The 21,369-nt window shown below is 66.2% G+C and carries 18 protein-coding genes; 9 read left to right on the forward strand and 9 right to left on the reverse strand.

Annotated features, from left to right (window positions below; all coding sequences use genetic code 11):
• Positions 1 to 10 precede the first annotated feature (10 nt).
• Both trxA and ABZ909_RS04050 read left to right on the forward strand, forming a co-directional pair.
• On the forward strand, positions 11 to 349 hold the full coding sequence (gene trxA, locus ABZ909_RS04045; protein ID WP_356996122.1) for a thioredoxin: 339 nt from the start codon (positions 11 to 13) through the stop codon (positions 347 to 349).
• A 216-nt stretch (positions 350 to 565) separates the two neighbouring features.
• Entirely contained in the window at positions 566 to 1,762 is a 1,197-nt protein-coding gene (locus ABZ909_RS04050; RefSeq protein ID WP_356996123.1) for an N-acetylmuramoyl-L-alanine amidase, read from the forward strand.
• A gap of 102 nt (positions 1,763 to 1,864) precedes the next feature.
• Here the strand turns inward: ABZ909_RS04050 and ABZ909_RS04055 are convergent, their stop codons facing one another.
• From ABZ909_RS04055 to rpmH, 9 genes are all read right to left on the reverse strand, one after another.
• Positions 1,865 to 2,584, reverse strand: a complete 720-nt coding sequence (locus ABZ909_RS04055) for a GNAT family N-acetyltransferase (protein WP_356996124.1) — start codon at positions 2,582 to 2,584, stop codon at positions 1,865 to 1,867.
• Between the two features lie 160 nt (positions 2,585 to 2,744).
• On the reverse strand, positions 2,745 to 3,761 hold the full coding sequence (locus ABZ909_RS04060; RefSeq protein ID WP_356996125.1) for a ParB/RepB/Spo0J family partition protein: 1,017 nt from the start codon (positions 3,759 to 3,761) through the stop codon (positions 2,745 to 2,747).
• Positions 3,762 to 3,812: 51 nt separating this feature from the next.
• Positions 3,813 to 4,835 carry a ParA family protein gene (locus ABZ909_RS04065; RefSeq protein WP_356996126.1) on the reverse strand — a complete coding sequence of 341 codons (1,023 nt, stop codon included), beginning with the start codon at positions 4,833 to 4,835 and terminating at the stop codon, positions 3,813 to 3,815.
• A 296-nt stretch (positions 4,836 to 5,131) separates the two neighbouring features.
• Positions 5,132 to 5,869 (reverse strand): 16S rRNA (guanine(527)-N(7))-methyltransferase RsmG, encoded by a 738-nt coding sequence (rsmG, locus tag ABZ909_RS04070; RefSeq protein WP_356996127.1) that lies wholly within the window; start codon positions 5,867 to 5,869, stop codon positions 5,132 to 5,134.
• A gap of 157 nt (positions 5,870 to 6,026) precedes the next feature.
• The gene (locus ABZ909_RS04075; RefSeq protein ID WP_356996128.1) at positions 6,027 to 6,563 is read right to left on the reverse strand and encodes a protein jag; all 537 of its coding nucleotides are present in this window, start codon (positions 6,561 to 6,563) and stop codon (positions 6,027 to 6,029) included.
• A 30-nt stretch (positions 6,564 to 6,593) separates the two neighbouring features.
• A complete protein-coding gene (gene yidC / locus ABZ909_RS04080; RefSeq protein WP_356996316.1) occupies positions 6,594 to 7,682 on the reverse strand; it encodes a membrane protein insertase YidC in 1,089 nt (362 codons plus the stop codon).
• Positions 7,683 to 7,686: 4 nt separating this feature from the next.
• The gene (gene yidD, locus ABZ909_RS04085) at positions 7,687 to 8,007 is read right to left on the reverse strand and encodes a membrane protein insertion efficiency factor YidD (protein WP_356996129.1); all 321 of its coding nucleotides are present in this window, start codon (positions 8,005 to 8,007) and stop codon (positions 7,687 to 7,689) included.
• Positions 8,004 to 8,375 carry a ribonuclease P protein component gene (gene rnpA / locus ABZ909_RS04090; RefSeq protein ID WP_356996130.1) on the reverse strand — a complete coding sequence of 124 codons (372 nt, stop codon included), beginning with the start codon at positions 8,373 to 8,375 and terminating at the stop codon, positions 8,004 to 8,006. Before rnpA ends, yidD begins: the two co-directional genes overlap by 4 nt.
• An 88-nt stretch (positions 8,376 to 8,463) precedes the next feature.
• Positions 8,464 to 8,607 (reverse strand): 50S ribosomal protein L34, encoded by a 144-nt coding sequence (gene rpmH / locus ABZ909_RS04095; protein WP_033085250.1) that lies wholly within the window; start codon positions 8,605 to 8,607, stop codon positions 8,464 to 8,466.
• Between the two features lie 536 nt (positions 8,608 to 9,143).
• On the opposite strand from rpmH, the gene dnaA reads away from it, so the two are divergent.
• From dnaA to ABZ909_RS04130, 7 genes are all read left to right on the forward strand, one after another.
• Positions 9,144 to 11,105 (forward strand): chromosomal replication initiator protein DnaA, encoded by a 1,962-nt coding sequence (gene dnaA / locus ABZ909_RS04100; RefSeq protein WP_356996131.1) that lies wholly within the window; start codon positions 9,144 to 9,146, stop codon positions 11,103 to 11,105.
• 802 nt (positions 11,106 to 11,907) lie between these two features.
• On the forward strand, positions 11,908 to 13,077 hold the full coding sequence (gene dnaN, locus ABZ909_RS04105) for a DNA polymerase III subunit beta (RefSeq protein WP_356996132.1): 1,170 nt from the start codon (positions 11,908 to 11,910) through the stop codon (positions 13,075 to 13,077).
• Positions 13,078 to 13,239: 162 nt separating this feature from the next.
• Positions 13,240 to 14,424 (forward strand): DNA replication/repair protein RecF, encoded by a 1,185-nt coding sequence (gene recF / locus ABZ909_RS04110; RefSeq protein WP_356996133.1) that lies wholly within the window; start codon positions 13,240 to 13,242, stop codon positions 14,422 to 14,424.
• 112 nt (positions 14,425 to 14,536) lie between these two features.
• Entirely contained in the window at positions 14,537 to 15,169 is a 633-nt protein-coding gene (locus ABZ909_RS04115; protein WP_356996134.1) for a DUF721 family protein, read from the forward strand.
• Between the two features lie 423 nt (positions 15,170 to 15,592).
• Positions 15,593 to 17,626 carry a DNA topoisomerase (ATP-hydrolyzing) subunit B gene (gyrB, locus tag ABZ909_RS04120; protein WP_356996135.1) on the forward strand — a complete coding sequence of 678 codons (2,034 nt, stop codon included), beginning with the start codon at positions 15,593 to 15,595 and terminating at the stop codon, positions 17,624 to 17,626.
• Positions 17,627 to 17,712: 86 nt separating this feature from the next.
• Entirely contained in the window at positions 17,713 to 20,226 is a 2,514-nt protein-coding gene (gene gyrA / locus ABZ909_RS04125) for a DNA gyrase subunit A (protein WP_356996136.1), read from the forward strand.
• 45 nt (positions 20,227 to 20,271) lie between these two features.
• On the forward strand, positions 20,272 to 21,252 hold the full coding sequence (locus tag ABZ909_RS04130; RefSeq protein WP_356996137.1) for a DUF3566 domain-containing protein: 981 nt from the start codon (positions 20,272 to 20,274) through the stop codon (positions 21,250 to 21,252).
• Positions 21,253 to 21,369 lie beyond the last annotated feature (117 nt).

Raw genomic sequence — 21,369 nt, forward strand, 5'->3', positions numbered from 1 at the left:
GGAGCAGTACATGTCCGACGCCAAGACCAGTGCCACCAAGACGGTGACCGACGCCACCTTCGCCGACGAGGTATTGCTCAGCGAGAAGCCCGTGCTGGTGGACTTCTGGGCGGCCTGGTGCGGCCCGTGCAAGATGGTTGCTCCCGTGCTGGAGGAGATCGCCGCCGCCAACACGGACAAGATCACCATCGCCAAGGTGGACGCCGACAACAACCCCGAGACCGCGGCCCACTACGGCGTCATGTCGTTGCCTACCATGGTCCTGTTCCAAGGGGGCAAGGAAACCAAGCGGATCGTCGGCGCGAAGGGCAAAGCTGCCCTCTTGCGCGAACTGGAAGAAGTTCTTTAACGACGCTGGCTAGAATTTCGGCGCCAGCGGGTGCGTGGTTACGCAAGCTGCCTCCTTCGGCCCCTGACGCAGGCGCCAGGGTTAGGATGCCTGCACTCGACAGTTGCCGAAATTCGGTCCGGGTCTGAAACAATCGTTCGACGCTCCGGTCGTGCGTAGGTGTGAACCGCCGCATGAATGGGTACCCGGGTTGGCGGAAGGAAAGGGCTCTCACGCATGCACCGACTTCGTCACGGCGATACAGGACCAGCCGTAGCAGAGGTTCGGAGCACCCTGGCAAGCCTCGGATTCCTGCATTCCCACCCCAACAGCGACCCCTCGGGTCCGATCGGGGAGTACTGGAAGGACGCCGACGCGACCTTCGGCCATGATCTGGACTCCGCGGTGCGTGCCTTCCAGCAGCACCGCGGACTCCTGGTCGACGGCGTGGTCGGTCCGGCGACCTACCGCGCGCTGAAAGAGGCGTCCTACCGCCTCGGCGCGCGGACCCTCATCTACCAGCTGTCCGCACCGCTGTACGGCGACGATGTCGCCACCCTCCAGCGGCGACTGCAGGATCTGGGCTTCTATGTGCACCGGGTGGACGGCTACTTCGGCCCGCACACCCACGACGCGCTCACCTCGTTCCAGCGCGAGATCGGGCTGTCCTCGGACGGCATCTGCGGTCCGGACACGCTGCGCTCGCTGGATCTGCTGGGTGCCCGCGTCACCGGCGGCAATCCGCACCGCATCGCCGAGGAAGAGGTGGTGCACCGGGCCGGGCCGCAGCTCACCGGTAAGCGCATCGTCATCGATCCGGGTCTCGGTGGACCAGACAAGGGCTCGCCGGTGCCGACCGAATTCGGTGATGTCTACGAATCGGAGATCCTCTGGGATCTGGCCAGCCGGCTCGAAGGACGCATGGCCGCAACCGGTATGGAGACGTTCCTGTCCCGGCCGTGGGGGGCCAACCCCTCCGATGCCGAGCGGGCCGAGACCTCCAACACCTTCGACGCCGACCTGATGATCTCGCTGCGTTGCGCCAGCAATGACAGCGGTGCCGCCAGCGGCGTGGCCAGCTTCCACTTCGGCAACTCGCACGGCTCCACGTCCATGATCGGACAGGTGCTGGCCGGGTTCATCCAACGCGAGATCGTGGCGCGAACCTCGTTGCAGGACTGCCGGACCCACGCCCGCACCTGGGATCTGCTGCGGCTCACCAAGATGCCGACCGTCCAGGTCGACATCGGCTACCTGACCAGTGATTACGACTCCTCGGTGCTGACCAACCCGCGCATGCGCGATGTGATCGCCGAGGCCATCCTGATCTCCGTCAAGCGGCTGTACCTGCTGGGCCAGGACGACCAGCCCACGGGGACATACACATTCGCCGAACTGCTCGCCGAGGAACTGGCGGCCGCAGACCGGCTCTGATGTTTCACATGAAACAAACCCCTCCAGCCCGAATGGGCTGGAGGGGTTTTTCGTTGGGGGGTGGCAAACCCGCGCGGTCCATCGCGCCGCGATGCGGGTGGGCTACCGCGTGGCGATGCGGGTGGGCATGGTCAGCGCGGCCGCCGCGAGGAGCTGATCGAGCGCATGCTCGACGTCTTCCTTCCACAGGTGCTCGTGATCCAATTCCAGGCGCAGACGCGGGAATCGGTGATGCGAAGCGACCACCTTGAAACCGACGTCCTCCAGGAAGTCGGCCTCGATCATGCACTGCTCCGGCGAACACCCGGACGGGGCAGGCGCGGGGGAGCGGACCGGCGTGCCGATCCGCTCGCGCAGTGTCATGGAACCGATGGCCGGCATCGCGGTCGTCGGCGGATCCTTCCGAATGCCGAACGCCTCGATGGCCCGCACACCACGCCGCACCAGATCGCCCACCACGGCCTGAATCAGCTGAAGGGCTATGTCGGTGTCGCGGTAGGGCATTTCGGCGCTCAGCGTGGTCAGCAGCACCGCATCCGGGCTCACCGGGGACGTTGGGAATAAGCCAGCGCGCGGCACCGCGCTGGGCGGCGCATAGAGCGCGCAGCCCGCCGACCGGTCATCCACCACTGCGACCTGTCCGCACGACCCCCACTGCAACATGACGGTGGAGAGCCAGGCCTCCTTCTCGAAGGTCGGGTCGCTGAAGCTACGGGAATCCGCTGCCACGGCCGGATCGATCTCCCAGAACACGCACCGCCGCGCATGTGCCGGAAGTTTGTCGAGTCCGCCGAGGGTAAGTGCGGTCACGCTGGTCGACACCGCTCTGCTCAGCCTCCAGCTGTCTGATTCATCCACGCTCACGCCGCATCACACAGTGCTCGCCAGCAAGAATAAGCGATCAACGCTTTACGCCTCTCCAGGGCCATAAACCCGAACGTCACAGTGACGTTTCCACTGTGACCCTCGGGGTGGACCCACTCTAGGGCTTCGACTGCTCCATGAGACTGACAATTCGCTCGAGATCATCGATGGAGCCGAACTCGACCGTGATCTTGCCCTTGCGCTTGCCCAGACTGACCGTCACGCGGGTGTCGAAGGACTCCGACAACCGCTCCGCCACGTCCTGAAGACCCGGCATCTGAAGCGGCTTGCGTTTGGGCGCCGGGGGAGTGGCCGCATCCGGATTCCGGTTCGCCAGGGTGACGGCTTCCTCGGTGGCCCGGACCGACATGCCCTCCGCCACAATCCGCGCGGCCAGGGCCTCCTGCGCGTCGGACCCCGCCTCCAAGGCCAGTACGGCACGGGCATGCCCGGCCGACAGCACGCCGGCCGCCACCCGGCGCTGCACCGGAATCGGAAGCTTCAGCAGGCGAATCATATTGGTGACGACCGGACGCGAGCGGCCGATGCGCGAGGCCAGTTCCTCGTGGGTGACGCCGAACTCCTCCAGCAGCTGCTGATAGGCGGCCGCCTCTTCGAGCGGGTTCAGCTGCACCCGATGGATGTTCTCCAGCAACGCGTCCCGCAGCATGGAGTCGTCCGCGGTCTCACGCACGATGGCCGGGATGGCGGGCAGACCCGCCTCCTGGCTGGCCCGCCACCGCCGCTCGCCCATGATGAGCTGATAGCGGGGGACCGGTGCGGACTCGACCTGACGCACCACGATGGGCTGCATCAGACCGAATTCCTTGATGGAGTGCACCAGTTCGGCCAGCGCCTCATCTTCGAAGACGGTGCGCGGCTGCTTGGGATTCGGCTCGATCTGCTCCGGCGGGATCTCCCGGTAGACCGCACCCGCGTCCGTGGCGTCGACGACAGTCTCGACCGGATCGGGAACCCGATGCAGGTATGCCGACGCCGGCTGCGGACCGACCGGATCGAGACCGATGACAACATTGGCGGCGGCACTGCCGAGCCCACCGGGCGTGGTCGCCGGGCCGGTCGGGATCAGTGCCGCGAGGCCGCGCCCTAGTCCACCCTTCTTCGCCTGACTCATCGGCCTACCGACCCCTTCCGTTGTTCACCGTTCACCACCACCGAGATCTACCTACACACCGGATTGTGCGTCCGAAACGGGCGCCGCCGCAGTCTGCCGCGCCGAGTTGCGTGACGCGATCTCACGCCCGGCATCGAGGTAGCTCATCGCGCCCCGCGAGCCCGGATCGTAATCGAGGACGGTCATGCCGTAGCCGGGAGCCTCCGACACCTTCACGCTGCGGGGGATGACCGCGCGCAGCACCGCGTCGCCGAAGTGCGAGCGCACCTCCTCGGCCACCTGATCGGCGAGCTTGGTGCGACCGTCGTACATGGTGAGAACGACAGTGGAGACGTGCAATCCGGGATTCAGGTGTGCCTGCACCAGACCGATATTGCGGAGCAGCTGACCCACGCCCTCCAGTGCGTAGTACTCGCACTGGATGGGGATCAGTACCTCCTTGGCGGCGACCATCGCGTTGACGGTGAGCAGACCCAGCGACGGCGGGCAGTCGATCATGACGTAGTCGATGTCGTACCCGGCGAGGTTGGCCTCCTGGATGGCGGCCTTGAGCCGGCCCTCGCGGGCAACCATGGAGACGAGCTCGATCTCCGCGCCGGCCAGGTCGATGGTGGCCGGGATGCACAGCAGCCGTTCATTGTGCGGGCTCTGCTGGATGGCATCGCTGATCGAGCACTCGCCGATGAGGAGTTCGTAGCTGGAGGGGATACCCGAGTGGTGCGCGATGCCGAGAGCGGTGCTGGCATTGCCCTGCGGGTCGAGGTCGATGACCAGCACCCGCATGCCCTGAATGGCGAGTGCGGCAGCCAGATTCACGGCCGTGGTGGTCTTGCCCACGCCGCCCTTCTGGTTAGCGATGGTGATGACGCGCTGTTCTCTGGGACGCGGGATCTGGGCATTCGTGCCCGACAGCACCTGGCTCGCGCGTTGCGCCTCGGCGGCAATCGGGGTATCAGCGGAGATGTTCCCGAACGGGGTACGGCTGAACTCGTCGGTATCGAAGGGACCGCTATCGAGCATGCCGGGAACCCGGGACGTTGTTTCCCGTGAAACATTCGCCGGACCGTTGGACATACAGGCTCCTAACCCGAAGAACTCAAAGACACATGGCCGAGCAGAATTTCGCGCACCTGGCAGCAACGGCCGCGACGCTGCGTTGTCACCGAGGGCTGGCTCGAATCGGCTGGAAGTCGTTCACGCTCGACGTTCATTAGCTTGCCAGTAGTGGACACAATACGGAAGTTGAACGGACAGCTTCGCACCGCGACACACCTCGAGTCCGGGAAACTCACCCGTGAAACCACTCAAAGATCGCAACCGGCTTCATGTTTCACATGAAACATCGCGACCCCGGAGTCGCCCGAGCTTCGTCAGTGACGCTTCGGGCGACCGGTCCCGCGACCTCCGCCCTTGCGCTCCGCGCGGCGCTCGGCACGCGCCAAGCGCTCGGCACTGATGACATAGGTCGGCGTCTCGAGCACTCCCGCACCACATTCCAGAACCTCGGCGTGCCCCGCGCCCGCCTTGGTCAGGTCGTCGCGATCGCGCTCGAGTTCCTCCGCGGCGCTGATTCCCTTGAGCGCCAGCATCCGTCCGTGTTCGTGGACCAACGGCATGGACCACCCCGCAAGCTTCGCCAGGGGAGCGACCGCGCGGGAGGTGACGATATCCGCGCCGCCCGCCTCCTTCTTCACGCCGGCCTGCTCGGCCCGGCCGCGCACAATGAGGACATTGTCGAGTCCGGCCTCGGCCACGAACTCGGCCAGGAAGACGGTCCGGCGAAGCAGCGGCTCCACCAAGGTGATTCGGAGATCGGGCCGGGCAATGGCGAGCGGGATGCCGGGCAGGCCCGCCCCGCTGCCGATGTCGACCACCCGCACGCCGTGGGGGATCAGATCACCGATCACCGCGCAGTTGAGAATGTGACGATCCCACAGCCGGGGAACCTCACGCGGGCCGATCAGTCCGCGCTCCACGCCCGCGGTGGCGAGGGCGGTGTAGTAGAGCCGGGCCTTGTCGAGACGATCGCCGAAAACGACCGCGGCAGCGGCCGGGGGATCGACCGGACCCGGAGCGGTCATCTCGGTGTCAGGTTCCACGTGAAACATCCTTCCGAACGAACTTGCCCAACCCTGCGGGACTCTCGGGGATCGCGCCCCCGAACCCCCTCGCACGGTGGCGAATTGCGACGGGGGGACGACTTCAGATAAGCGTAGGGCCCCCGGGTCTCTGCAACCCGGGGGCCCTGCCGTACGTGTCCGCGTGTCAGGCGGGGAGCACCACCACGCGACGGTTCGGCTCCACGCCTTCACTCTCGCTCACCACACCGTCGAGAGCGGCCACGGCATCGTGGACGATCTTTCGCTCGAACGGGGTCATGGGGGCGAGGACTTCACGCTCACCGGTTTCCAGCACGCGCTTGGCGGCCTCGGTGCCGAGCGCGCTCAGCTCCGAACGACGATTGGCGCGCCAGCCCGCCACATCCAGCATGAGCCGGCTGCGCACGCCGGTCGCCTGCTGCACTGCCAGCCGGGTCAGCTCCTGGAGCGCATCCAGCACCTCACCCCGGCGACCTACCAGCTTCGCCAGATCCTTACCGCCGTCGATGCTCACGACGGCGCGGTCGCCCTCGACATCGAGGTCGATATCGCCGTCGAAGTCGAGCACGTCCAGCAGCTGCTCGAGGTAATCGCCGGCGATCTCACCCTCTTCGATGAGCGCTTCCTCGGCGTCGGTCGCGGCGTCCGGTGCCGCAGTCGCAGCCGTCACAGTGGGGTCCCCTCCGTCGGTTTCAACAGTCATGGTTGTTTCCTTCATCTGGAGTTGCAAGTCTCAGCGACGCCGCTTCTGGTTGGCGCGGCCACGATTACCGGAGCGCTTCTTGCCGGTGCTCGGCCGCGTGCCCGGCGCGGGCTTGGCACCGTTCTGGGACGCCTGCGGCGCGTCGGAGACAGCGTCCTCGACGGCACCCGCGGGGGCGTCCTCGACCTTGGCGGCCGCCTGCTTCTTGCGGACGTCGACCGGCTTGGCGCCCGGCTTCGGGGCGTTCTGCGCGCGACGTTCCAGGGCGGCCTGCTTCTTCGCTTTTTCTTCCTTGTCGATACCACCGAAGACGAGGTGCTGCTGCCCGTAGGTCCAGATGTTGTTGGAGACCCAGTAGATCAGGATGGCGACGGGGAGGAACGGACCACCGACGAGCACACCGAGCGGGAACACGTACAGCGCCAGCTTGTTCATCATGGCGGCCTGCGGGTTCTCCGCCGCCGCCTCCGACTGGCGGGCCACCGAGGCGCGGGCGTTCATGTGGGTCGCGATACCGGCGATCACCATGAGCGGAATGGAGACCGCCGCGATGGCCACCTTGCTCGGCACGCCGCCGTAGTCGGCGAAGGACTGCAGCACGGTGGCGGGCTCGGTGATGTAGGCCGACAGGGGAGCGCCGAAGAGCCGGGCGCTCAGGAAGGACTGGACGTCGCCCACACCGAAGATGTAGTTCGGGGTGTGCGCATTGTCGTAGGGCGACATACCCAGCTGCCCGATCCCATGACCGGTACGGTTGAACGACCGCAGCACGTGGAACAGACCCAGGAACACCGGAACCTGCAGCAGCACCGGCAGACAGCCCATGAGCGGGTTGAAGCCGTGTTCCTTCTGCAGCTTCTGCATCTGGACCGTCATCTCCTGACGGTCGTTCTTGTACTTCTTCTGCAGCTCCTTGATCTGGGGCTGCAACTCCTGCATCTGCCGGGTGGTGCGCACCTGCTTCACGAACGGCTTGTAGAGCACGAGCCGCAAAGTGAACACCAGGAACACCACGGCCAGTGCCCAGGCGAATCCGCTGTTCTTGCCCAGCACATACCCGAATGCCTGGTGCCAGAACCACAGAATGGCCGACACCGGGTAATAGATGAAGTCGAGCACGGCGCTATGCACTCCCGTCGTTCGTATCGCCGGTCACCGCGGGCGATGATCCTTCGTAAGCTGATGCCGCGTGCCGGTGCTTGCGCTCCGGTACGGGGTCCCACCCACCAGGGTGCCAGGGCGCACATTTCGCCAATCGGACGGCCGTCAGTACGAGCCCGACGAACAGTCCGCGGGTGCGCAGCGCTGTCACCGCGTACTCACTGCACGAAGGAGTGAATCGGCACACCGGCATGCGGGTGGGGGAGATATAGGTCCGATACAGCTCGATGAGGAATATCAGAGCTTTGGCCGGTATCCGGGCAGCGGCGCGCAGGGTGTTCATGAGAGAGCGCCGAGCTTGCGCAAACCGCTGTGCAACTGACGCAGCAGTTCGTCGGAGGGCGTGCCGGCGGCACCCGGCAGGGCGCGAATGACAATGTCTGCGCCGCCGGGCAATTCGGCCGTCAAGCTTGCGCAGATATGACGCAGGCGGCGGGCCACCCGGTGGCGTACCACCGCCGGACCCACCGCCTTGCTGACGATCAAGCCGAAACGCGGACCGCCCACCCGGATGACCGGGGTAGATCCGCTCGACTGATCGTCGTGTAGCAGTACGTGCACAACTAGGTCCCGTCTCCCGATCCGCCGGCCCTGGCGCACCGTCCGGGAAAAGTCGATGCGCCGGTGCAGCCGGTAGGGCTCAGGCAGCACCTGAGCATCCAGCGGAGTGCGGGCGGATGGGGGACCGGAGACCGGACGGCGAGTCGCACATACGACGCCGCATCCGGGGGTTACCGAATCAGGCCGTGAGCTTGGCGCGGCCCTTGCCACGGCGCGCCGAGACGATGGCACGACCCGCACGGGTCCGCATCCGAAGACGGAATCCGTGGACGCGCGCCCGACGACGGTTGTTCGGCTGGAACGTCCGCTTGCCCTTGGCCACGGTCAACACTCCTCTAGGTGGTGGGCATCCGGTGACGCCCGAAGCTTTGTCGGTGAAACAGTGCTCTCGAGGGACCTGGGTCTCTCGGTGCAATACCCTTGTAGGCACGGGCAGCAGACAGCCGCCACCGCACCATAGGGTGACTGTAGAAGGGTACTTACCCCCCGGACGAGGGTCAAACTCGGGGGTAGAGGCCCGATTTCCGCACTGGATCGATCGTTCCGCGTGGCGTTTGCTGGGGGTTCGTGTCGCGGCGTGGGCATCGTGTACGGTCCTTTCCAGTCCTTCGCTGCGACTGCGGTTGACTTTGCCAGCCGATTGCTGTGAACCCGCAGGTACGCCCCCGATTCGGGGAATCAGACACGCGGCTGCGTGTATCCCCAGGTTGTCCACATCTGTGGATAATTGTGTGGAAAGACCCCTGGAGTGGCATATTCGTAGGGCCGACGGTGACTCGCCGACGCCCGGTGACTGGGGGAGCCGAGCAGCGCAGACCGTCTGCTCCTATCGACCTACATCCGGGGAGGACTACGTTCGTGGACGACGAGCAGAATGTGCTGACGGCTGTCTGGCCCGAGGTGATCGCCGAGTTGGCGAGTGGTTCCGCGGATGGGGAGATCCAGCCGGTCAGCAAGGCTCATAAGGCGTGGCTCAACACTATCGAACCGATCACCTTCGCGCAGGGGTTCGCCCTGCTCTCGGTGCCGGGCACGATGGCGCAGGTGACGGTCGAGCGTGACCTGCGGGAGCTCATTCTGCGATCCCTGGCCCGTCGCGGTCTCCAGGTCGAGGGCCTGGGCGTGCGCATTCGCGCGCAGCAGCATCCGCCCGCCGGTCGCTCGGGGAGTGCTCCGCGGCACGCGCGCATGACCACCCGGCCCGAACGCCCGCGCGAACCCGAGCCGGCTCCTCCCGCGTATCCGGCCGAGCCGTCGATGGGCGAGCGTCCACAGCCCATGTATCAGAGTCCACAGGAGTACGCGGCGCCGCGCTACCTGCCTCCCCAGGACTACCCGGCCGAGTACGACGAGCACGATGCTTATCCACCTGTGGAATTCGGGCAGCCGCCGATGGCCGAAGAGTTGCCGATGTCGGCGCCGGACCGTCCGATGCCGGTCGGAGAGCCGCCCGTGCCGCCCCGGCGCCGCGACAACCATCGCAGCGTGCCCATGTCGCCCGGCCAGGAGTCGCTGTTCTCGCCGGACCCCGACGACGAACCCGTCCGTTCCACCTCGCAGCGGTATTCCGACGAACCTCAGCGCTATGCCGACGAACCCGCCCCGCAGCGGTACTCGGACGAGCCCGCGCCCCAGCGTTATTCGGACGAGCCCGCGCCGCGCTACTCGGAGGAACCGGCCGCACGCCGGCCGGTGGACGAGGCGCACGACGACGAGCCTGTGGTCAATGTCCGCAATTCGTGGCCGACCTACTTCAACCGGACGCCCGAACGCGAGCCCGCGCCCACGTCCTCGGCCAGCCTGAACGCGAAGTACACCTTCGATACCTTCGTGATCGGCGCCTCGAACCGCTTCGCGCACGCCGCGGCGGTGGCCATCGCGGAGGCGCCGGCGCGCGCCTACAATCCGCTGTTCGTCTGGGGCGCTTCGGGTTTGGGCAAGACGCACCTGCTACACGCGGCCGGCCACTACGCGCAGCGGCTGTTCCCGGGCATGCGGGTGAAGTACGTGTCCACCGAGGAATTCACCAACGACTTCATCAACTCGCTGCGTGACGACCGGAAGGTGGCGTTCAAGCGCCGCTACCGGGAGACCGACATCCTGCTGGTCGACGACATCCAGTTCATCGAGGGTAAGGAAGGCATCCAGGAGGAGTTCTTCCACACCTTCAACACCCTGCACAACGCCAACAAGCAGATCGTGGTGTCCTCCGACCGGCCGCCCAAGCAGCTGGCGACGCTGGAGGAGCGGCTACGCACTCGGTTCGAGTGGGGGCTCATCACCGATGTGCAGCCGCCGGAGCTCGAAACCCGCATCGCGATCCTGCGCAAGAAGGCCCGCATGGACCGCCTGGACGTGCCGCACGATGTGCTCGAACTGATCGCCAGCCGGGTGGAGCGCAATATTCGTGAGCTGGAGGGCGCGCTGATCCGCGTCACCGCGTTCGCGTCGCTGAACGGCCAGCCACTGGATCTGTCGCTGGCCGAGGTGGTGCTGCGGGATCTGATGCCGGACACCGCGACGCTGGAGATCACGGCGGCCACGATCATGGCCGTGACCGCGGAGTACTTCAACACCACGCTGGAGGAGCTGACCGGTCCCGGCAAGGCGCGGCCGCTGGCCCAGGCCCGGCAGATCGCCATGTATCTGTGCCGCGAGCTCACCGACCTGTCCCTGCCCAAGATCGGCCAGGCCTTCGGCCGCGACCACACCACGGTCATGTACGCGGAGAAGAAAGTACGCAAGGAGATGACCGAGCGGCGCCGCGTGTACGACCAGGTTCAAGAACTCACAGCCCGAATCAAACAGCGTTCGCGCTGATCCACAGTCCACAGGACCCCACGTCGTCTGACGTGGGGTTCTTTGTTTTCCGGGGTTGTGGATTCCTCGAGGATTCCTCGAGGAAGGTGTGTGGATTCCTCGAGGAATCCCACTGTTGTCCACCGGGTTGCCCCCAGGCCCTCATGCACAGGGGTGCACAACTTTTCGTGCACAGTTCCCACAGGTTGATTCATCCTCGAGGGCTGACCTGCCCGGATGCGCTCAGCGGCTTGTGGATTCCTCGAGGAATCCATGTCAGGTCCTCGAGGAATCCTCGAGTTGTCCCCGGTTTCGCTCAGATGTGCGCAGCATGGCCCGAAACGTGGGATCAACTCGAGGATGGCTCGAGGAGAACTGTGGAGTAGCGGGTCAACTCCACAGCCACGCGTTGTTCATCCTCGAGCCACCCCGACGACATCCACATGCCGCTGGATGCTCCGACCTGGGTGAATGGCCGAAGTCCACAGAACTAACAGGACCTACTACTACTTCGGTTCTTCTTCTAGGAGAGGTTCTTCTAAAACAGGGTGTGTGGAATCTCGGGTGGGGAGGGCACGGTCCGATGGGCAGTCCCTCCCCACCCGATCGGGCAGCAAGGAGAAGGCGGAGCAAGGGATCGGCGCCGAAAGGGGGTCAGGGGCAACGCCGTGAGAGTCCACGAGACTTCCGGTGGTGAGCCGGAGGGTCGGCGTAGGCACGTCGGTCTCGCGCAGGTACGGTTTGGTGTCGGCCCCGTGTGCGAGACTGCCGATTACTGATCCGAAGATCCGAACGACCGACAGTGGAGAGGACAGACCGGGCGATGGAGCTTGCAAGCATGAAGTTTCGGGTCGCCCGCGAGGACTTCGCCGAATCCGTAGCCTGGGTGGCCCGCAGCCTGCCGTCGCGGCCTCCGGTGCCTGTGCTCGGTGGCGTGCTTCTCGTGGCTGACGAGGACGGCCTGACGGTCTCCGGTTTCGATTACGAGGTCTCCGCGCAGATGCGGGTGGCCGCGGAGGTCGCCGGTCCGGGTCAGGTGCTGGTGTCGGGCCGCCTGCTGGCCGATATCACCAAGGCGCTCTCCAACAAGCCGGTGGACGTGTCGGTGGACGGCACCCGCGTGCTGATCGCCTGTGGCAGCGCCAAGTTCTCCCTGCCGACCATGCCCGTCGAGGACTATCCCCAGCTTCCCGAGCTGCCTCCGCAGACCGGTGAGCTCGCGGTGGACCTGTTCTCCGAGGCGGTCTCCCAGGTGGCCGTGGCCGCCGGCCGCGACGACACCCTCCCCATGCTCACCGGTATCCGCGTCGAGATCGAGGGCCCCAAGGTGGTCCTGGCCGCGACCGACCGCTTCCGTCTCGCCGTGCGCGAGCTGGAATGGCAGCCGGGTCGCGCCGATGTGGAGACCGCGGTGCTGGTCCCGGCCCGCACCCTGTCCGAGTCCGCGAAGACGCTCGGTGCGTCCGATCAGCCGGTGCAGCTGGCGTTCGGTACCGGCACCGACGGCCTGCTGGGCATCGTGAACGGCGGCCGCCGTACCACCACGCGCCTGCTCGACGCGGAATTCCCCAAGTTCCGGCAATTGCTCCCCAAGGAGCACACCTCCATCGCCACCCTCGCGGTGAACGCGCTGACCGAGGCCATCAAGCGTGTGGCCCTGGTGGCCGAGCGCGGCGCCCAGGTGCGGCTGGAGTTCTCCGAGGAGGGCCTGCTGCTCTCCGCCGGTGGCGACGACGCCGGCCGCGCCGAGGAGTGGCTGGAGGCCGAGTTCCACGGTGAGCCGCTGACCATCGCCTTCAACCCCGGCTACCTGCTCGACGGTCTCTCCGCCTCGCATTCGGACCGGGTGACCTTCGGCTTCACCACTCCCAGCCGCCCGGCCGTGTTCCTGCCGGCGCCGGAGGAGGAGCCCGCCCGGCTGGAGTCGGGCGCGTTCTCGGCCCTCAGCGGCAGCTACATCTACCTGCTGATGCCGGTGCGGTTGCCGGGCTGAGCCCGTTTGGCGATCCATCGACTCGGCGCGGACGACACACCTGTGCACAGTGTTGACAAACCTGTGAAAACTCGGCGTGCGTGGCGGATTCGCTGCGCACGTTCGAGTATCCCCAGCCGGGGCCGGACCCGGACCCGATCTCGGACATGGTGAACTAGCCGGATGCACGTGCGTGCGCTGTCACTACGCGATTTCCGCTCCTGGGAGGCCGTCGAACTCGAACTCGCGCCCGGTGGAACGGTCTTCCTGGGCTCCAACGGGAACGGCAAGACCAACCTGATCGAGGCTATCGGCTATCTGTCCACACTCGGCTCACACCGGGTGGCGGCCGACGCTCCGCTCATCCGCATCGGCGCGCAGAAGGCCCGGATCGGTGCGACGGTGGTCAATACCGGCCGCGAACTGCGGGTCGATATGGAGCTGAACCAGGGCACCGCCAATCGCGGCCAGATCAATCGCTCACCGGTGCGGCGGCCGCGGGAGATCCTGGGGATTCTGCAAACCGTGCTGTTCGCGCCCGAGGATCTGTCGCTGGTGCGCGGGGATCCGGGGGAGCGGCGGCGCTTCCTCGACGAACTGGCCACCGCGCGACTGCCGCGGCTGGCCGGGGTGCGCGCGGATTACGACAAGGTGCTGCGGCAGCGGTCGGCGCTGTTGAAAACGGCTGGGCGCAATGCCCGTTCGGGCGCGCGTTGCGCGGAGATGAGCACCCTCGATGTGTGGGACGGCCATCTGGCGGCGCACGGGGCGGTGCTGCTGGCGCAGCGGCTGCGGCTGGTGCACGACCTTTATCCACATCTTGCACAGGCTTATTCAGATATCGCGCCCGAATCCCGGCCCGCCGCAATCGGTTACCGCAGTGCGAGCCTGCCGCCGGAATTCCTGGATCCCGTCCGTGCGCCACAGACCGAGGACGAGGAGACACTGGAGGCGATCCTGCTGCGGGAGCTGGCCGCCGCGCGTCCCAAGGAGCTGGAGCGCGGGGTGTGCCTGGTCGGCCCACACCGTGACGATCTGGATCTGATGCTGGGTTCCGCGCCCGCGAAGGGTTTCGCGAGTCACGGCGAGTCCTGGTCCTTCGCCCTGGCGCTGCGGCTCGGGGCCTTCGAGCTGCTGCGTTCCGCCGGAACCGATCCGGTGCTGATCCTCGACGACGTGTTCGCCGAACTGGATCGCCGGCGCCGTACCGCCCTGGCCGCGGTCGCTGCCGGCGCCGAGCAGGTGCTGATCACCGCCGCGGTGCCCGAGGACGTGCCGCCGGAACTGGATGCCGCGCCGCTGCAGGTGGAGACCACGGGCGAGGCCGATCACCGGACGTCCCGGATAGCCGAGTCGGCGTCCATGTGACCTTGCGGCGGAATGGCGCGTTGTGCCGGTGATTCCGTCGGTGCGATGCGGCAGAATCACGTGACGAACCGCCGATGATCATCGGGATTCCCAGGTGTGGAAGGAGCTGTGGATGGTTGAGTCGACCGACGCCGACGACCGCACCTCGACCGGAGGCAACGACCGCACCCCGCCCGAGGCGAATCCCGTTGCTCCCCGCCAATCCAGCGACGCGACCGGTCCGGAACCGGAGTTGCGCGGCGTCGACCTGGCTCGGCGCGCTCTCGAAGAAGCACGTGCCGCGGCACGTGCGGCCGGTAAGTCGGTAGGTCAGGGCCGGGCCTCGCCGCGCAAAGGTGGCGTCCGTGCCCTGCGGCGGCGCAGCGGCTGGTCGGGCGCGCATCCGGACGAGCGCGATCCGCAGACCCTCTCCTCGCTGGCCATGCAGCTGGCCAAGGGGCGCGGCTGGTCGGCCAAGGTCGCCGAGGGCACGGTTTTCGGTCGCTGGGCCAGCGTGGTGGGGGAGGACATCGCGTCCCACGCCCAGCCCATCTCGCTGGAGAACGGCGTGCTGAGTATTCAGGCCGAGTCCACGGCCTGGGCGACTCAGTTGCGCATGTTCCAGTCCCAGATCCTCGCCAAGATCGCGGCCGCGGTCGGCAACGGCGTCGTCAAACAGCTCCGGATCAACGGTCCGACCGCGCCGAGTTGGCGCAAGGGCGAGCGGCACATCAAGGGCCGGGGCCCGCGCGACACCTACGGGTAGGTCGCGAATTCTCGCTCCGGCGCGTTTGTTTCACGTGGAACGAGAAGAGATCGTCACTCGGAGCGTCCGGAGATCACGGAGAACCCTCGCGCAAACCGCTCTGAGCCCGTGCTCACATCGCCCGCTGAGGCTTCCGGAACCCCCCGCACCCATAACGGGTCATGTCGCTGGTCGATTTCATGACCCTACGGCCCACCCAGGGGTGTCATAGGTGGGTTCTCTGTCGGTCGTACCAGTAGGATGGGGGAGTAACTAGCGGCGATACCTCCCGGCGCGTTCCGCAGCGCCCGCGCGTGAGCCCCCGTAATTCTCGAGCAGACAGTGTCTGGGTACTCGAGCAGACAGCGTCTGAGGGCTCCACGCGTGCCACGCATTGTGCCGGGGGGATCAGCAAGTAAGGAGAGCTACCCACCAGTGGCTGCCATGGACTCCAACGCAGAAGGCTCGACCAAGCAGGGCAATCAGTCGTACAGTGCGACCTCGATCACGGTGCTCGAGGGGCTGGAGGCGGTACGCAAGCGCCCCGGCATGTACATCGGCTCCACCGGTGAGCGCGGCCTGCACCACCTGATCTGGGAGGTCGTCGACAACTCGGTCGATGAGGCGATGGCCGGGTATGCCACGCGTGTCGATGTCACCCTGCTGGCCGACGGCGGTGTCGAGGTCGTCGACGACGGTCGTGGTATCCCCACCGATATGCACGCGCAGGGGGTGCCGACCATCGAGGTGGTCATGACCCAGCTGCACGCCGGCGGCAAGTTCGACGGAGAGTCCTATGCGGTGTCGGGTGGTCTGCACGGTGTCGGCATCTCCGTGGTGAACGCGCTGTCCACCCGCCTCGAGGCCGAGGTGGACTACGGCGGCTACCACTGGACCCAGGAGTACAAGGACGCCAAGCCGGGCAAGCTGATCCAGGGCGAGTCGACCAAGAAGACCGGCACCACCATCCGGTTCTTCCCGGACCCGGACATCTTCGAGACCACCACCTTCAGCTTCGAGACGGTCGCCCGCCGCCTGCAGGAGATGGCGTTCCTGAACAAGGGCCTCACCATCACGCTGACCGATCAGCGGATCCACGAGGGCGACATCACCGACGAGGTGGTGAGCGAAACCGCCGAGGCGCCCAAGCATCTGGACGAGAACGCGCCCGCCGCCGAGCCGAAGATGAAGACCCGCACCTATCACTACCCGGGCGGTCTCGAGGACTACGTCCGCCACATCAACCGGACCAAGACGCCGATTCACAACTCGATCGTCGGCTTCACCGGCAAGGGCACCGGCCACGAGGTCGAGGTCGCGATGCAGTGGAACTCGGGCTACTCCGAGTCCGTCCACACCTTCGCCAACACCATCAACACCCACGAGGGCGGCACCCACGAGGAGGGCTTCCGCGCGGCGCTCACCACGGTGGTGAACAAGTACGCGAAGGACAAGAAGCTTCTCAAGGAGAAGGAAGGCAACCTCACCGGTGACGACATCCGTGAGGGTCTTGCCGCCATCGTGAGCGTGAAGATCGCCGACCCGCAGTTCGAGGGCCAGACCAAGACCAAGCTCGGCAATACCGAGGTGAAGTCCTTCGTCCAGCGCACCTGCAACGAGCACATCTCGCACTGGTTCGAGGCGAACCCGGCCGATGCGAAGACGATTGTGCAGAAGGCGGTTTCGTCGGCGCAGGCGCGGGTGGCGGCCCGCAAGGCGCGCGAGTTGGTGCGCCGCAAGTCCGCCACCGATATCGGCGGCCTGCCGGGCAAGCTGGCCGACTGCCGCTCGAAGGATCCGAGCAAGTCCGAGATCTACATCGTGGAGGGTGACTCCGCCGGTGGTTCGGCCAAGTCCGGCCGCGATTCGATGTACCAGGCGATCCTGCCGCTGCGCGGCAAGATCATCAATGTGGAGAAGGCGCGCATCGACCGCGTGCTGAAGAACACCGAGGTGCAGTCGATCATCACGGCGTTCGGCACCGGTATCCACGACGAGTTCGACATCAACAAACTGCGCTATCACAAGATCGTGCTGATGGCCGACGCCGATGTGGACGGCCAGCACATCTCGACGCTGCTGCTCACCCTGCTGTTCCGCTTCATGCGCCCGCTGGTCGAGCACGGTCACGTCTTCCTGGCCATGCCGCCGCTGTACAAGCTGAAGTGGCAGCGGTCCGAGCCGGAGTTCGCCTACTCCGACCGGGAGCGGGACGGTCTGCTGGAGCGCGGTCTGGCGGCCGGCAAGAAGATCAACAAGGACGACGGCATCCAGCGCTACAAGGGTCTCGGTGAGATGAACCCGAAGGAGCTGTGGGAGACCACCATGGATCCGAGCGTGCGCGTGCTGCGTCTGGTCACTCTCGACGACGCGGCCGCTGCCGACGAGCTGTTCTCCATCCTCATGGGTGAGGACGTGGAGGCTCGCCGCAGCTTCATCACTCGGAACGCCAAGGACGTGCGGTTCCTGGACGTGTAGCGAAGTGGGGCCAGAGGAATCGAACCTCCGGCCCCTGCGTGCTTGCACTCGGACCCGCCCAAATGACTTCCTACGGAGATTAATTCATGACTGAGACTTCGCTTCCGCCTTCGGGTGGCGACCGCATCGAGCCGGTCGACATCCAGCAGGAGATGCAGAACTCCTACATCGACTACGCCATGAGCGTGATCGTGGGCCGCGCGCTGCCGGAGGTGCGCGACGGCATGAAGCCGGTGCACCGCCGCATCCTGTACGCGATGTACGACAACGGGTATCGGCCCGACCGCGGCTATGTGAAGTCCGCGCGCCCGGTTGCCGACACCATGGGTAACTACCACCCGCACGGTGACTCGGCCATCTACGACACCCTGGTGCGCATGGCGCAGCCGTGGGCGATGCGCTATCCGCTGGTCGACGGCCAGGGCAACTTCGGTTCCCGCGGCAATGACGGCGCGGCCGCCATGCGGTACACGGAGTGCCGCCTGACGCCGCTGGCGATGGAGATGCTGCGCGAAATCGACCACGAGACGGTCGATTTCATCCCGAACTACGACGGCAAGACCCAGGAACCGGTCGTGCTGCCGAGCCGGGTGCCGGCGCTGCTGATGAACGGCTCCAACGGCATCGCGGTCGGTATGGCCACGAATATCCCGCCGCACAACCTGACCGAGTTGGCCGAGGCCATCTACTGGGCGCTGGACAACCATGAGGCCGATGAGGAGGCCACCCTCGCGGCGTGCATGGAGCGGGTGAAGGGTCCGGACTTCCCGACCTCGGGCTTGATCGTGGGTACCCAGGGCATCCACGACGCCTATACGACCGGGCGCGGCTCGGTCCGCATGCGCGGTGTGGTGGAGATCGAGGAGGACAACCGGGGTCGCACCACGATCGTCATCACCGAGCTGCCGTACCAGGTCAATACGGACAACTTCATCAACGCGATCGCCGAGCAGGTGAAGGACGGCAAGATCGCGGGTGTCTCCGACATCCACGACGAGTCCTCGGATCGCGCGGGTCTGCGCATCGTGGTCACGGTGAAGCGGGACGCCATCGCCAAGGTGGTGCTGAACAACCTCTACAAGCACACCCAGCTGCAGACCTCGTTCGGCTGCAACATGCTCTCGATCGTCGACGGGGTGCCGCGCACGCTGCGCCTGGATCAGATGATCCGGCTGTATGTGAACCACCAGTTGGACGTGATCATCCGGCGCACCCGGTACCTGCTGCGCAAGGCGGAGGAGCGGGCCCACATTCTGCGCGGTCTGGTGAAGGCGCTGGATCAGCTGGACGCGGTGATCGCGTTGATCCGCCGTTCGGCCGATACCGAGACCGCGCGCAGCGGCCTGATGCAGTTGCTGGAGATCGACGAGATCCAGGCGACCGCCATCCTCGATATGCAGCTGCGCCGCCTGTCGGCTCTGGAACGCCAGAAGATCCTGGACGAGTTGGCCAGGATCGAGGCCGAGATCGCGGATCTGAACGACATCCTGGCCAAGCCGGAGCGACAGCGCGCCATCGTCCGTGACGAATTGGCGGAGATCGTCGACAAGTACGGCGACGACCGCCGCACCAAGATCATCGCGGCCGACGGCGATGTGCAGGACGAGGACCTGATCGCCCGCGAGGACGTGGTCGTGACGATCACCGAGACCGGCTACGCCAAGCGCACCAAGACCGACCTCTACCGTTCGCAGAAGCGCGGCGGCAAGGGCGTGCAGGGCGCGGGTCTCAAGCAGGACGACATCGTCAAGCACTTCTTCATCACCTCCACCCACGACTGGCTGCTGTTCTTCACCAACAAGGGCCGGGTGTACCGGGCCAAGGCGTACGAGCTGCCCGAGGCCAACCGCACCGCGCGCGGCCAGCACGTGGCGAACCTGCTCGCCTTCCAGCCGGACGAGAAGATCGCCCAGGTCATTCAGATCAAGTCCTACGAGGACGCGCCCTACCTGGTGCTGGCCACCCGCAAGGGTCTGGTCAAGAAGTCCAAGCTGACGGACTTCGATTCCAACCGGACCGGCGGCATCGTGGCGGTGAATCTGCGCGATGAGGACGAATTGGTCGGTGCGGCACTGTGTTCGGCGGACGACGATCTGCTGCTGGTGTCGGCGCACGGGCAGTCCATCCGCTTCAATGCCAATGACGAGGTGCTGCGCCCGATGGGCCGGGCTACCTCCGGCGTGCAGGGCATGCGCTTCAATGCCGACGATGAACTGTTGTCGCTCAACGTGGTTCGCGACGCGGAGGGCATCTATCTGCTTGTCGCGACGGCGGGCGGGTACTCCAAGCGCACGGCCATCGACGAGTACACGGCGCAGGGTCGCGGCGGCAAGGGTGTGCTGACGATCCAGTACGACCAGAAGCGTGGCAATCTGGTCGGTGCGCTCATCGTCAATGATGATGATGAGCTGTATGCGATCACCTCCGGTGGCGGTGTCATTCGCACCACGGCGAGGCAGGTTCGCAAGGCCGGTCGCCAAACCAAGGGCGTGCGGTTGATGAACCTGGGCGAGGGCGATATTTTGCTCGCGATCGCTCGGAACGCGGATGAGCCCGACCAGGTTGCCGAAGATGACACCAGCGGTTCGGCGAAGCAGTAGTTTCTCCACAGCAGCGGCGGCACAAACGGATCGAAGGATTCACCATTGACCACGAATCAGCCGAATGACCAGCGGGGTCACGCCAATGGCGTGACCGAGAGAATCGCCCCGTCCCCGATTCCGCCGCGGCCTATTCCGCGGACCGGCGGGAACGACGGCGGTGCGCCGCAATCACCCGAATTGTCGGACCAGTCCGGCGATTTCGGGCCGGAAGGTAACAATTCGGCAGAGGCCGCGGCACCGGAGGCCGCGGACGCCCAGGGCGGCTCGCCCTTCCAGGAAGGCTGGTCGCAGCTGCCGCAGCGAGAGCCGCAGTCCAACCTGTACCGCCCGGGCCAGGCCCCGACGCCGGGCAGCACCGCCAGCCTCAAGGGCGGCGGTCTGCAAGGCAGCGGTCTGCAGGGCGGCGGCCTCAACGCCGGCGTCTCCAATGCCCGCACCACCGCCGACCTGGCCGCCAAGGCGGCGCGCAAGGAGGCGGCCATGGTGAAGTCCGTCGGCATCGACGGACCGACCCGCAGCATCGCCCGCCCGGAACTGGTCAAGGATCTGCCGGATCTGTCCGAGCTGCGGCACCCGCTGCCGCCGCCGGAGCCGATCGCGCCGGCCGGTCCGGTCTCGCCGTCCGCCCCCGCGGCGATGGCGCAGGCCGCGGCCACCGGTGAACCGTTGCGAGCCACCGTGCAGCTGCGCCACATCGATCCGTGGTCCACGCTGAAGGTCTCGCTGGTGATCAGCGTGGCGATGTTCTTCGTGTGGATGCTGGCCGTCGGCCTGCTGTACCTGGTGCTCGAGGGCATGGGCGTCTGGGAGCGCCTGAACTCCACCGTCTCCACCTTCACCGACTCCAGTTCGGACAGCTCCTCGGCGCTCATCGACGCGGGTACGGTCTTCGGCTACGCCGGCGTCATCGGCCTCATCAATGTGGTTTTGCTGACGGCGCTGTCCACGGTGGGCGTGTTCGTCTACAACCAGTGCACCGATCTGGTCGGTGGCATCCAGGTCACCCTGGCCGATCCCGACTAGGAAACCGCTGTTTTCGATCCGCCGCTACGGCCGGTCCGGACTGCTCCCCGCAGGCCGCTGACCGGCCGTTTTGGTTATCGACGGTTGGGTGCGGTAATCTTCTGCCTCGTTCGAGTT

The sequence above is a fragment of the Nocardia sp. NPDC046763 genome (assembly GCF_040645495.1).
Lineage (GTDB): Bacteria > Actinomycetota > Actinomycetes > Mycobacteriales > Mycobacteriaceae > Nocardia.

Coding starts and splice junctions, on each gene's coding strand:
- trxA (WP_356996122.1), top strand. CDS start 11: ATGTCCGACGCCAAGACCAGTGCCACCAAGACGGTGACCGACGCCACC.
- ABZ909_RS04050 (WP_356996123.1), top strand. CDS start 566: ATGCACCGACTTCGTCACGGCGATACAGGACCAGCCGTAGCAGAGGTT.
- ABZ909_RS04060 (WP_356996125.1), bottom strand. CDS start 3,761: ATGAGTCAGGCGAAGAAGGGTGGACTAGGGCGCGGCCTCGCGGCACTG.
- ABZ909_RS04065 (WP_356996126.1), bottom strand. CDS start 4,835: ATGTCCAACGGTCCGGCGAATGTTTCACGGGAAACAACGTCCCGGGTT.
- rsmG (WP_356996127.1), bottom strand. CDS start 5,869: ATGTTTCACGTGGAACCTGACACCGAGATGACCGCTCCGGGTCCGGTC.
- ABZ909_RS04075 (WP_356996128.1), bottom strand. CDS start 6,563: ATGACTGTTGAAACCGACGGAGGGGACCCCACTGTGACGGCTGCGACT.
- yidD (WP_356996129.1), bottom strand. CDS start 8,007: ATGAACACCCTGCGCGCCGCTGCCCGGATACCGGCCAAAGCTCTGATA.
- dnaN (WP_356996132.1), top strand. CDS start 11,908: ATGGAGCTTGCAAGCATGAAGTTTCGGGTCGCCCGCGAGGACTTCGCC.
- recF (WP_356996133.1), top strand. CDS start 13,240: ATGCACGTGCGTGCGCTGTCACTACGCGATTTCCGCTCCTGGGAGGCC.
- ABZ909_RS04115 (WP_356996134.1), top strand. CDS start 14,537: ATGGTTGAGTCGACCGACGCCGACGACCGCACCTCGACCGGAGGCAAC.
- gyrB (WP_356996135.1), top strand. CDS start 15,593: ATGGACTCCAACGCAGAAGGCTCGACCAAGCAGGGCAATCAGTCGTAC.
- gyrA (WP_356996136.1), top strand. CDS start 17,713: ATGACTGAGACTTCGCTTCCGCCTTCGGGTGGCGACCGCATCGAGCCG.